Source organism: Stenotrophomonas sp., from assembly GCF_032056425.1.
Taxonomy (GTDB): Bacteria; Pseudomonadota; Gammaproteobacteria; order Xanthomonadales; family Xanthomonadaceae; genus Stenotrophomonas.
The window spans coordinates 130,037-141,897 of the sequence record NZ_DAMBCN010000006.1 but is presented as its reverse complement, the minus strand read 5'-3'; the positions used below and the strand labels follow the sequence as shown (position 1 = coordinate 141,897).

The following is an 11,861-nucleotide window of genomic DNA, read 5'->3' as shown; positions in this document are numbered from 1 at the left end:
GGTGTTCGGCGACCTGTACGGCAATACCTGGGACCTGCTGGAGCCCCGCGCATGAAGACCCTCGTGCTTGCCAGCCACAACGCCGGCAAACTGGTGGAAATGCAGGAGATCCTGGCCGACCTTCCGTTGCAGATCACCTCGGCGGCCGAACTGGGCCTGGGCGATGTGGAGGAAACCGGCCTGACCTTCGTCGAGAACGCGCTGCTGAAGGCACGCGCCGCCTGCGAGGCCACCGGCCTGCCGGCGCTGGCCGATGATTCGGGCCTGATCGTCGATGCGCTGGGGGGTGCCCCCGGCCTGTACAGCGCACGCTATGCCGGCCACCCGACCAACGCGGCGGCCAACAACGCCAAGCTGCTGCAGGCCATGGCCGAGGTGCCCGATGGCCAGCGCAGCGCGCGTTTCTATGCGGTCATTGTGCTGCTGCGCCACGCCACCGACCCGCAGCCGCTGATCTGCGAAGGCCGCTGGGAAGGGCAGATCATCCGCGAACTGCGCGGCACGAATGGCTTTGGCTACAACCCGGTGTTCCTGGACACCACCCACGGCCTGACCGCCGCGGAAATGGAGCCGGCGCTGAAGAACGCGATCAGCCACCGCGCACTGGCCCTGCAGCAGCTGAAGCTGCAGCTGGCTGCCGTTCTCTGACCCACACCCGCACGTAGTTCTGCCGTCATGTCCCACGCCCACGATCACTGCACCCACCTGCCCGGCGAAGCCTGCGACGGCGACCACGGCCACGCCGCACCGGTGCGTCTGGTGCCGCCGCCGCTGTCGCTGTACGTGCACCTGCCGTGGTGCGTGCGCAAATGCCCGTACTGCGATTTCAACTCGCACCAGGCCAAGGGCGAACTGCCGTTCGAGGCCTACATCGACGCCCTGCTGCGCGACCTGGACCAGGACCTGCCGCTGGTCTGGGGCCGGGTGGTGCACAGCGTGTTCTTCGGTGGCGGTACGCCCAGCCTGTTCCCGCCCGAAGCGATCGACCGCTTCCTGCAGCAGGCCAGCGCGCGGCTTCGCTTTGCGCCGAATGCGGAAATCACGCTGGAAACCAACCCGGGCACGGCCGAACACGGCCGCTTCGACCGCTACCGCGCGGCGGGCGTGAACCGGCTCAGTTTCGGCATCCAGAGCTTCGACGATGCCGCGCTGAAGCGGCTGGGGCGCATCCATGACAGTGGCGAAGCCGAGCGCGCGGTGAAGATGGCCCAGGACGCGGGCTACGACAATTTCAACATCGACCTGATGTACGCGCTGCCGGAACAGACCCTGGCCGGTGCCGAGGCCGATCTGGAACGCGCGCTCGCACTGCAGCCGGCGCACATCTCGCACTACCAGCTGACTCTGGAACCGAACACGGTGTTCTTCGCGCGGCCGCCGCAGGGCATTCCCGATGAAGACAACGCCTGGGACATGCAGGAGCACTGCCAGGCCCTGCTGGCCCAAGCCGGTTACGGCCAGTACGAGGTCAGCGCCTATGCCCGCCCCGGCCGGCAGAGCGCGCACAACCTGAACTACTGGCGCTTCGGCGATTACCTGGGCATCGGCGCCGGCGCGCACGGCAAGATCAGTTCCGGCGCGGAAGAACACGTTCTGCGACGCTGGAAGGTGAAGCACCCGCAGGCCTACCTGGACAGCGCAGGCAGCCCGGCCTCGTTCGGTGGCGACGAAGTGATCGCTGCCGAGCGCCTGCCGTTTGAGTACATGCTGAACCTGCTGCGCCTGCATGAAGGTTTCAGCCTGCGTGATTTCGAATCGCGGACCGGTCTGCCACGCAGCGTGCTGGACGCGCCGCTGGCCCAGGCCTGCCAGCGCGGCTGGCTGCAGGTGGGCGACGGCCATGTGCAGCCCACCGAGCTGGGCCGGCGCTTCACCAACGATGTGGTGAGTCTGTTCCTGGAAGACTGATCGGACGTGCCTGGGTAGCGCCGGCCCTTGGCCGGCGGCTGGCGCCCTGCCCTGCCGGCACGGTAGATTGCCCCAACGATCCGCGGGAATTCCGGAACCCCTCGCCGATGTCTGCCGTCTTTTCATTGTCCAGCGCGGACACCGCGCGCCTGGCCGCCGCCGACCTGCCACCGCGGGTACGCGAGGTGCTGGGTGCGTTGATCGGCCTGTGCCACCACACGCTGACCGCGCCGTTGATCCTGACCGTGGAGGCGCTGGAACAGACGCTGCTGCATGACGCCGACCATGCGCGCAACCCGCAGCAGCAGGCCGACCTGCTGGCCCAGCGCGGCCAGCTGCATGCCTTCTCCGGCCACTTCAGCGAGCGCATGCTGGACGCCCTGACCGAGGCGCTGGTGCGGCTGCGTGAGCCGGCGCCTGCGGCCGCGCCGACCAGCACGCCGCCCCCGCTGCCGACCCTGATGGGGCTGTCGCTGGTGGCCGAGCACGAGGTGGACCGCGACCTGCTGCTGACCGAGATGGTGCGTCGGGAAACCCTGCGCTCGGGCAATGCGCTGAACCTGCTGGGCCAGCGCATGGGCGTGTTGGCCGCAGCACCGGCCTTCGATGCAGATACGCTGCCGCTGGCACCGCAGGCGCTGTGCGCGATGGTGCGCCGCGTGGCCGAACACGATGGCCTGAGCGTGGAGGTGCAGCTGGCGCTGTACCGCAGTTTCGAGCGGCAGTGCCTGGAACGCCTGGGCGACATTCTGGACCGCGCCAATGCGCTGCTGGCCCAGCACGGCATCCTTCCCGGCCTGGTCTACACCCCCTATCTGGCGCGCTCGTCCGCCACGCGCCGGGTCATCACCCGTTCGGTGGGGCACGAACGCAACGGACGCCCCGCGCCACGCGCCGCCACCCCGATGACCGGCTGGGGCGCTTCTGCGCCGGCGGGATCGTGGTCGAACCTGATGCAGGACGCCTTGGCCGGTGCCGACGCGGCCGCCGCCGGGCTGACCATCCCGGCCACCACCGTACTGCACGAACTGCTGCAGCAGGCACGGCGACAGCCCTCGCAGCCGCTGGCCCTGGAGCCGGCCGCGCTGCCCACCGCCGCGGTGGACGCCGTGCTGGCGCGCCTGCAGGGCCAGGCCAGCGCCGCCACCAGCGTGACCGATCTGCAGGGCGCCCTGCTGGCGCAGCTGCGCAGCGAGCATGGCGCGCAGGCGCAACTGGCCGGCCACGACCGCGACAACCTGGACCTGTTGCGCCTGCTGCTGCAGCAGGTGCAGCAGCAACAGCGGCCCGACCCGGTACCCGCCGCGCTGCTGGCGCGCCTGCAGGTACCGCTGGCGCGCGCGGCGATGGCCGACCCGGCCTTCTTCGTGCGCGACGAGCACCCAGCCCGGGAACTGCTGAACACCGTGGCGGAGGCCGGCGCGCACTGGCTGGGCGATGACGATGTAGATCCGCAACTGCTGCAGCGGCTGGCGCAGAGCGTGCAGGGCCTGCTGGGCCAGGACGCGCGCACGCCGGAAGCGTTTGCCGCCGCCAACGAGGAAATCCAGCAGCACCAGCGTGCGGCCGCACACCGCGCCGAACTGGCCGAACGCCGCCACGTGGAAGCGGCACGCGGCAAGGAACGGCTGGAGCTGGCGCGGCGCGAAGCCAGCACCCAGATCGACCAGTGGTGCCAGGCCACCCAGCCGCCGCGCTTCGTGCAGACCCTGCTGCGCCAGGCCTGGGCCGATGCCCTGACACTGACGCGGCTGCGCCATGGCGAGGATTCCCCGCAATGGCGCGAGCGCCTGCAGCAGACCGAGCGCATCGCCACGGTTACCGCCGCCCCGGCCAGCGCGGCCGGCATGACCGACGCCCCACTGGCGGCCGATGTGGAAGCAGCGCTGCTGCAGGTGGGCTACCACGCCGACGAAGCGGCCGCCGTGGCCCGTCGCCTGGCGACCCCGGGCGGTGAAGACGAAAGCACTTCGCGCACCGAACTGAGCGCGCGCCTGAAAGCACGTGCGCGCCTGGGCGAACAGAACGACGGCAGTGCCGACAGCCAGGCCGAGGCCGGGCGCGGCGCGCGCAGCGACAGCGAGGAAGTCTGCTACCAGCAGCTGGTCACGCTGCCGTTCGGCAGCTGGTTCGACATCGATCTGGGTGAAGGCGCGCAACGGCGCCAGCGCCTGTCCTGGTACAGCCTGCTGACCGGACACGTGCTGCTGGTGAATGCACGTGGGCAGAAGATCGGCGAAACCACCCTGGACACGCTGGCACGACAGATGGCCAGCGGCCAGGCGCAGCTGGTGACAGAAGAGAAAGGCCGCCTGGTGGACCGCGCGTGGCAGGCCAGCCTGTCGGCGCTGCGTTCGCTGGCCAGCCGCCTGAATCCGGAGTCCAAGGCATGAGCACGCCACCGCCCGTGGATACCCGCCGCGCCCCGCGCCGGCAGGTGGCCGACCTGGTGCCGGTCACTGACCAGATGCGCGACACCGTGATCGGCCGACTGGGCAACGTTTCCGAAACCGGCATGTTGATGCTGGCCAGCACCGGCCTGCGCGAGGATGCGCTGTACCAGCTGCGCTTCCCCTTGGCGCTGGGCGATGGCCGCAATGAAACGATCGACGTGGGCGTGCACCTGCTGTGGAGCGAGCCGGCGCACGTGCCGGGCCAGCACTGGGCCGGCTTCCGCTTCCTCACCCTGTCGCGCGAGCACCGCCAGCTGCTGCGCGGCTGGATTGGCGAAGACAACGACGGCGAACCGGTTTCGACAGGCTGAGTGCCGGTTCCGGCACAGCGGTTTTCTGCGCTATGCGGCAGAATCTAGGGCCGTTTTCCGTGTCGAGCCACCGCAATGATCCAGCAAGACCCCGGCGCCCTGTATTCCGACCACCTGGCCGTGCTGTGCCGACGCGCCGAACAGGCGCTGGCCCGCGGCGGCTTCGACCACCTGGTCGTGCCCAGTGGCACCCTTCACTATCAGGTGTTCGACGACCGCGACTACCCGTATGCGGTGAATCCGCAGTTCAAGGCCTGGCTGCCACTCACCCGCGTGCCCAACAGCTGGGTGGTGTTCACCCCGGGCAAGCGTCCGGCGGTGATCTTCCACCAGCCGTTCGATTACTGGCACGTGGTGCCGGACGCCCCCAGCGGCTGGTGGGTGGAGCACTTCGACATCCATATCATCCGCACACCGGAAGAGGCGCTGGCGCTGCTGCCGGCCAACCCGGCCCGCTGCGCCATCCTGGGTGAACCGCAGAGCGCACTCGGTGCCTACGTGCCGAACAACCCGGCACCGGTGGTGAACTACCTGGAATGGCACCGCGCCTACAAGACGCCGTATGAGGTGGCGCTGATGCGCCAGGCGCAGGTGCTGGGCGTGCGCGGGCATCGCGCGGCCGAAGCCGCCTTCCGCAACGGTGCCGACGAATTCAACATCCACATGGCGTATTGCCAGGCGGTGGGCCAGGATGCCAACGAACTGCCCTACGGCAACATCGTGGCACTGAACGAACACGCCGCCGTGCTGCACTACACCGAGCTGGGCCGCAAGGCACCGCAGCCGCTGCGCAGCTTCCTGATCGATGCCGGCGCCAGCGCGCACGGCTACGCCAGCGACATCACCCGCACCTACGCGGCGCACGGCCACGACGAATTCGCCGCAATGGTCGACGCGGTGGACGCGGCCCAGCTGCAGATGTGTGCAGCGGTGCGTGCCGGCTTTGATTACAAGCAACTGCACGTGGACGCACATCTTTCGCTGATGGGCGTGCTGAAGGACTTCGGCGTGATCAAGGTGTCGCCGCAGACCGCGCTGGAAACCGGCGTCAGCGCCGCATTCTTCCCGCACGGCATCGGCCATCTGATCGGCCTGCAGGTGCACGACGTGGCTGGTTTTGCCGCCAGCGAAGACGGGGGCCGCATCGAGCGTCCGGCCGGCCACCCGTACCTGCGCCTGACCCGCGTGCTGGAACCGGGCATGGTGGTGACCATCGAACCGGGCCTGTACTTCATCGACATGCTGTTGAATGAAGTGAAGGCCGCCGGCCATGGCGATGCGATCAACTGGGACCGCGTCGATTTCTTCCGGCCCTACGGTGGCATCCGCATCGAAGACGAAGTGCTGTGCACCGAAGGCGACGCGGACAACCTGACCCGCCCGGCGTTTGCGGCAGCCAACGGCTGAGCCCCTCGTGGCTGGGTGCTGATTTCAGAAGCCGCGCTTGGCGGGGCGGGTGGGCCATGCAGGGGACGCTGCAAGTACGTCCCTGTAAGCTCGATGGCGCCATCCATGGCGCCAACGCCCCTGCATGGCCCACCCGCCCCACCTCGGACAGTTCCCTGCCGCGTCCAGCCACGGAAAAGAAAAAGAAAATCAAGAGCGGGTCGCTCGCTGCGCTCGCTCTGTGTCGACCAAGGTCGACACCTACCAACAGCCGCGCGCGCCAACAACCGCAATTGCCAGTAGATCCACGCCATGCGTGGATGATTCATTCGATGTCTGACAGATGTGCCGACCAACGGTCGGCACCCACCAACAGCCCCGTGAACCTGTCGAAGGCGGGGTACTGTGGGTTTACGGGGTGTGAGCCGCATGGATGCGGCGACCAAGCCTCCAGGGATGGATTCACGGCGTCCCCGCAAACCCACAGTGCCCCGCCATCCCACGGAATGCCCGCTGTTGCTGTTGCCCTGGCTTGCAGCGGGTGCAGGGCTGCAAGCCCTGCAGAAGAACCCCTTACCCCGCCATCACCGCTTCGATCTCGTCGGCGCTGCGCGCCAGGCCTTCGGTCAGCACGCGATGGCCGTCATCGGTGATCAGCACGTCATCCTCGGTGCGGATGCCGATACCCCGCCAGCGCGGCTCGACCGTGGTGTCATCCACGCCGATGTACAGGCCCGGTTCGATGGTGAACGCCATGCCCGGTTCCAGCAGGCGCGATTCACCGGCCAGCCGGTAATCGCCCACATCATGCACGTCCAGGCCGATCCAATGCCCGGTCTTGTGCCGGTAGAAGCGCTGGTACAACCCTTCGGCCAGGTTCTTTTCCAGCGTGCCCTTCAGCAGACCCAGACGCAGCAGGCCTTCGGTCAGGGTCTGCACCGCGGCCAGATGGCCCGCTTCGTAGGCCACGCCGGGCCGCGCCTGGGCCAGTGCAGCCGCCTGCGCCTGGCCGACCAGATCGTGCAGCGCGCGCTGTTCGGCGCTGAAACGGCCGTTGACCGGGAACGTGCGGGTGATGTCGCTGGCGTAGCCGCGGTACTCGGCACCGGCGTCAATCAGCACCAGTTCGCCATCGCGCGAGCGTGCGTTGTTGTCGCGGTAGTGCAGGATGCAGCCGTTGCGCCCGGCACCGACAATGCTGCAGTAGGCGGGAACGGCATCGCTGGCACGGAACACCCGCTCCAGCTCGGCCTGCAGTTCGTATTCGTGGATGCCCGCCTTGGCCGCGTGCATCGCCGCCAGGTGCGCCCGCACGCTGATCTGCGCGGCGTGCTGCATCAAGGCCACTTCCGCGCCGGACTTGAACAGGCGCTGCTCGTGCAGCAGGTGCCCCAGTTCCAGGAACTCATGCGGTGGCTGCGCGCCGTGGCGCACCTGCGAACGCACGCGATTCACCCAGCCGATCAGCTTCAGGTCGAACTCCGCTTCGCGGCCAAAGTGGTAGTAGACGCGCGAACGCCCTTCCAGCAGGCCCGGCAGGATGTCGTCCAGATCATCGATCGGGTAGGCATCGTCCATGCCGTAGTGCGCCACTGCCCCGTCCTGACCGGCACGGCTGCCATCCCAGGCTTCGCGCTCGGCATCGCGTTCGCGGCAGAACAGGATGGCCTCGCCGTGGCGACGGCCGGGAATCAGCACCAGCACCGCCTCGGGCTCCGGGAAACCGCTCAGGTACTGGAAATCCGAATCCTGGCGGAACGGGAAATGGGTATCCAGGCTGCGCACCTTCTCCGAGGCCGCCGGCAGGACCAGGATCGCATCGTCGCCGGCCATGTCCATCAGCTGGCGGCGGCGGCGCTTGTACTCGCCGGCGGCAATGCCGGTGCGCTGCTTGATATCCATCAGTTCAGGCGCTGGCGGTGGCGTGCGGCCAGCACCACATCGCCGTGCAGCAGCAGCACCGCCACGCGGATGAATTCCTCGATTTCCGACAGCGCCTCGTCATCGTCCTCGCCACCGGCTTCGAAATCCTCGCTGGAGGCACGTGCCAGGCTGGCCATGTCGGTCAGGGCTTCCTCGCCCTCTTCGGACAGGGTGGGACGGCGACCGCCGCTGCCCAGGCCGAAACCGCCCAGGAACGAACGGGTCCAGCTGAACATGGCATCGGCCTGCGCGGCCACGTCATCGTTGTCGGTCAGCAACAGCTCGAAGGCGAAGTCGCGGTCTTCCAGCTGCTTGATGGTGGCTTCCAGCAGCTGCGCCAGCGCGCTGCCCGAGGCGACCGGGGCCAAGGTGTCGTCGGCCAGCACGCGGGCCGGCCAGTCGTTGCCGGGGGCGCCGCCGGCGGCCAGCCAGCCGCACAGGCCGCCATGCAGCTCGGCGGCGGTGGCGCCCAGGCCCAGTTCCTGGCTGGCGCGGGAAACGTCGTCGACGGAGGGAAGTTCGGTCATCGTGCGGCTCGTTCGTATAGGGAAACCCGGGGTGCGCACGCGCGCGCCCGTGAGCCCGGTAGTGTAGCAACCCAACCGGGTCCTCCTCGTGGCAGTCCGGCCCTGCTGCGACAACGCTTGACCGCCCTCACCCGGCTTGCCTATCGTGCGGCATGGAACCCGCCGACCCCCTTGCCCAGCTGCAGGCTTTTGCCGCCCGCGTGGAAGCGCTGCTGGAGCGCAACCAGCGCCTGGCCGAGGAGAACCGCAGCCTGCGCCACCAGCAGGAACAGCTGGTGGCCGAGCGGTCCACCCTGCTGGCCAAGAACGAACAGGCCCGCTCGCGGGTGGAAGCGATGATCAGCCGGCTCAAATCCCTGGAGCAGCACACATGAGCGCAGAACCGGTCAGTGTCCGCATCCTCGATCGTGAATACACCGTGGGCGTGGGCGGCGATGAACGCGACAGTCTGATGGCTGCCGCGCGCCTGCTCGATGCGCGCATGCGCGAGATCCGCGGCAGCAACCGCATGGCCGCCGTGGATCGGGTAGCGGTGCTGGCCGCACTGAACCTGGCCCACGAGCTGCAGCTGCTGCGCGACGAAAACGCACGCCAGGCCGTGGCCCTGCAGCAGACGCTGGCCGATCTGAACCGGCGCCTGGACCGCGCGATCGATAGCAGCGTGTGAGCAACGCGCACAACGCGTCTTCTCATATCTGAATTGGCACGGACTGTTGCCGACGAACGGCCTATCCAGATCGTGCACGCTGGCTATAATGGCCACGCGTTCTCTGCGGTACTCGACGGCATGTGCAAACATTCGCCTTGTCCCTTAAGAACGACACCGGGAGCGCGACAGCGCCGGGAGTGCAGGTCCGCCTTGTAGCGGGAAGCCCGATGGTTCTCCAGCGTTCCCACTTGAGCCCCCGGGTTCAAGGTCGTTTCGCATGCATCGACATTGCGGAGAATGCAATATTCCAGCAAGGGCGGCGTCTTCGGGCGTCGCCCTTGTTCTTTCCGGCACAATGGCCGCTGTTTCCTGCCGCCACCTGCCATGACCGACCCGCGCCAGGCCCTGCGCCACGACCTGCGGCAACGCCGCCGCGCACTTTCCGCGCCCATCCGCATTGCCGCTGCCGAATCGCTGGCCGACGCCCTGCTCGCCCTGCCCTTCGCCCCGCGCGAAGGCGCCGTGGCCGGCTACTGGGCGCTGGATGGCGAGATCGCCCTGCACCGCTGGCAGCTGCAGCTGCCCGAAGGCCTGACCTACTGCCTGCCGGTGCTGGCCGGCGAGGTGCTGCGCTTCGCGCCGTGGCGTCCCGGCCAACCGCTGACCAGCAACCGCTACGGCATTCCCGAACCGGACGTGGCCCTGGAAGACACCCTGGAAGCTGCGCAGATGGCGCTGGTGGTGACCCCGCTGGTCGGCTTCGACAGCCAGTGCCGGCGGCTGGGCATGGGGGGCGGCTGGTATGATCGCAGCTTCGCCTTCCGCCACGACCGGCCGGCACCGCCCTGGCTGGTGGGTGCCGCGTTCGCCGCGCAGCAGGTCGAGTCCTTGCCGGTGGCGTCGTGGGACGTGCCGGTGGATGCGATCTGCACCGAAGACGGCCCCCTGTTCCCCTCCGCTGCCCCCGTGAACGCATGACCGCCCGCAAGCGCTATTGGCTGATGAAGTCCGAACCGGACGCTTTTTCCATCGATGACCTGGCCAAGGTGAAGGTCGAGCCCTGGAATGGCGTGCGCAACTACCAGGCGCGCAACTTCATGCGCGACGGCATGCAGGTGGGCGACGGCATCCTGTTCTACCACTCCAATACCAAGGTGCCCGGCATCGTCGGCCTGGCCACGGTGGCCAGCCCGGCCTACCCGGACGACACCCAGTTCGACCCGGAATCCGACTACCACGACCCCAAGAGCACGCGCGAGAACCCGCGCTGGATGCTGGTGGACGTGGGTTTCGAGCGCAAGCTGAAGCAGGTGATCGCGCTGGACGAGATCAAGCTGCACGCCGACGAACTCGGCGAGGGCTTCCCGCTGGTTGCCAAGGGCAACCGCCTGTCGGTGTTCCCGGTGACGGCCGCGCAGTGGAAGCTGCTGCTGTCGCTGGAAAAGAAATCCTGATTCCCTGCCTGAGAGTCCTCCCATGTCCGAAGCCAAGCGCCTTGCCGCCGAGAAAGCCATCGAATACGTCGAAGACGGCATGATCGTCGGCGTCGGCACCGGTTCCACCGTGGCCTACTTCATCGATGCCCTGGCCCGCATCCAGCACCGCATCAAGGGCGCGGTGTCCAGTTCCGAACAGAGCACCGCCCGCCTGAAGCAGCACGGCATCGAGGTGATCGAGCTGAACCACAGCGGCAACCTGTCGCTGTACGTGGACGGCGCCGATGAGTGCGACGACAACAAGTGCCTGATCAAGGGCGGCGGTGCCGCGCTGACCCGCGAGAAGATCATCGCCGAGGCCAGCGAGCGCTTCGTCTGCATCGTCGACCCGAGCAAGCAGGTGCCGGTGCTGGGCAGGTTCCCGCTGCCGGTGGAAGTGATCCCGATGGCGCGCAGCCTGGTGGCGCGGCAGATCCGCGACATGACCGGCGGCCAGCCGACCTGGCGCGAGGGCGTGGTGACCGACAACGGCAACCAGATCCTGGACATCCACAACCTGGAGATCACCGATCCGGAAAAGCTGGAGCGCGAGCTGAACCAGCTGCCGGGCGTGGTGTGCGTGGGCCTGTTCGCCCGCCGCCGTGCCGATGTGGTGATTGTCGGCGGCGAACCGCCGGTCGTGCTCTGATTTTTCCCAAGGACGCTGACATGTCGCTGCGCTCGCTGCTGATGCTTCCGCTGCTGGCCCTGACCGGCTGTGCCACCGACGCCGCCCGCCACTGGGTGGAACTGGACGGTGCCCGTTACCAGGTGGAGCTGGCCACCAACGATGCCACCCGCGCCCGCGGCCTGATGTTCCGCGACCAGATGCCGGCCGACCACGGCATGCTGTTCGTGCACGAGCAGGAGGACCTGCAGGCGTACTGGATGAAGAACACCCGGATCGCGCTGGACATCCTGTACTTCGACAACCAGCGCCGGCTGGTCAGCCAGCAGCGCGATGTGCCGCCGTGTTCGGCCGGCGACCTGTGCCCGCCCTACCCCAGCAGCGGCCCTGCCCGCTATGTGCTGGAACTCAACGCGGGCCAGGCTGAGAAGCTGAAGCTGAAGGACGGCACAGAGCTGACCTTCGGCCCGGGCATCGAGAACTGACGGACCGCCGGGCTGCGCCCGGCACCCGCCGAATCAACGGCAACGTCAACGTCAACGTCAAATTCGTGCATTTCGAGGAATGGCGGGGTGGGTCCGGTGGCGGGGGACGGCGCAAG

Annotated in this window: 13 protein-coding genes and 1 other RNA gene; 12 read left to right on the top strand and 2 right to left on the bottom strand. The window is 68.1% G+C overall.

All coding sequences use genetic code 11. The annotated features are described in order from the left end of the window. The first annotated feature begins 51 nt into the window (after positions 1-51). From rdgB to pepQ, 5 genes are all read left to right on the top strand, one after another. The gene (rdgB, locus tag RTY46_RS06935) at positions 52-648 is read left to right on the top strand and encodes an RdgB/HAM1 family non-canonical purine NTP pyrophosphatase (protein WP_312707407.1); all 597 of its coding nucleotides are present in this window, start codon (positions 52-54) and stop codon (positions 646-648) included. 27 nt (positions 649-675) lie between these two features. Next, entirely contained in the window at positions 676-1,908 is a 1,233-nt protein-coding gene (gene hemW, locus RTY46_RS06930) for a radical SAM family heme chaperone HemW (RefSeq protein ID WP_312707406.1), read from the top strand. Positions 1,909-2,015: 107 nt separating this feature from the next. Continuing rightward, positions 2,016-4,301: a DUF1631 family protein gene (locus tag RTY46_RS06925; protein WP_312707405.1), complete on the top strand. Its 2,286-nt coding sequence runs from the start codon at positions 2,016-2,018 to the stop codon at positions 4,299-4,301. Beyond that, positions 4,298-4,672 carry a PilZ domain-containing protein gene (locus tag RTY46_RS06920; protein WP_312707403.1) on the top strand — a complete coding sequence of 125 codons (375 nt, stop codon included), beginning with the start codon at positions 4,298-4,300 and terminating at the stop codon, positions 4,670-4,672. Before RTY46_RS06925 ends, RTY46_RS06920 begins: the two co-directional genes overlap by 4 nt. 75 nt (positions 4,673-4,747) lie before the next feature. After that, complete coding sequence (gene pepQ, locus RTY46_RS06915; protein WP_312707402.1) at positions 4,748-6,079, top strand: Xaa-Pro dipeptidase; 1,332 nt, start codon at positions 4,748-4,750, stop codon at positions 6,077-6,079. 552 nt (positions 6,080-6,631) lie between these two features. Here pepQ and RTY46_RS06910 read toward each other — a convergent pair. Beyond that, positions 6,632-7,954: an aminopeptidase P N-terminal domain-containing protein gene (locus tag RTY46_RS06910; RefSeq protein ID WP_312707413.1), complete on the bottom strand. Its 1,323-nt coding sequence runs from the start codon at positions 7,952-7,954 to the stop codon at positions 6,632-6,634. 5 nt (positions 7,955-7,959) lie between these two features. After that, positions 7,960-8,508 carry a UPF0149 family protein gene (locus tag RTY46_RS06905; RefSeq protein ID WP_312707400.1) on the bottom strand — a complete coding sequence of 183 codons (549 nt, stop codon included), beginning with the start codon at positions 8,506-8,508 and terminating at the stop codon, positions 7,960-7,962. Positions 8,509-8,660: 152 nt separating this feature from the next. Here RTY46_RS06905 and RTY46_RS06900 point away from each other — a divergent pair, with 152 nt between their 5' ends. The 7 genes from RTY46_RS06900 (at position 8,661) to RTY46_RS06870 (ending at position 11,745) form a co-directional block, all read left to right on the top strand. After that, complete coding sequence (locus RTY46_RS06900; RefSeq protein WP_079223080.1) at positions 8,661-8,882, top strand: TIGR02449 family protein; 222 nt, start codon at positions 8,661-8,663, stop codon at positions 8,880-8,882. Continuing rightward, on the top strand, positions 8,879-9,175 hold the full coding sequence (locus RTY46_RS06895; protein WP_108750986.1) for a cell division protein ZapA: 297 nt from the start codon (positions 8,879-8,881) through the stop codon (positions 9,173-9,175). Before RTY46_RS06900 ends, RTY46_RS06895 begins: the two co-directional genes overlap by 4 nt. 97 nt (positions 9,176-9,272) lie before the next feature. Next, positions 9,273-9,458: non-coding RNA, 6S RNA (ssrS, locus tag RTY46_RS06890), on the top strand. 83 nt (positions 9,459-9,541) lie between these two features. After that, positions 9,542-10,135: a 5-formyltetrahydrofolate cyclo-ligase gene (locus tag RTY46_RS06885; RefSeq protein WP_312707398.1), complete on the top strand. Its 594-nt coding sequence runs from the start codon at positions 9,542-9,544 to the stop codon at positions 10,133-10,135. Next, on the top strand, positions 10,132-10,611 hold the full coding sequence (locus tag RTY46_RS06880; protein WP_312707396.1) for an EVE domain-containing protein: 480 nt from the start codon (positions 10,132-10,134) through the stop codon (positions 10,609-10,611). Before RTY46_RS06885 ends, RTY46_RS06880 begins: the two co-directional genes overlap by 4 nt. Positions 10,612-10,633: 22 nt before the next feature. After that, complete coding sequence (gene rpiA, locus RTY46_RS06875; protein WP_312707394.1) at positions 10,634-11,281, top strand: ribose-5-phosphate isomerase RpiA; 648 nt, start codon at positions 10,634-10,636, stop codon at positions 11,279-11,281. Positions 11,282-11,301: 20 nt separating this feature from the next. Next, positions 11,302-11,745 carry a DUF192 domain-containing protein gene (locus tag RTY46_RS06870; protein ID WP_312707393.1) on the top strand — a complete coding sequence of 148 codons (444 nt, stop codon included), beginning with the start codon at positions 11,302-11,304 and terminating at the stop codon, positions 11,743-11,745. The last annotated feature ends 116 nt before the right edge of the window (positions 11,746-11,861 follow it).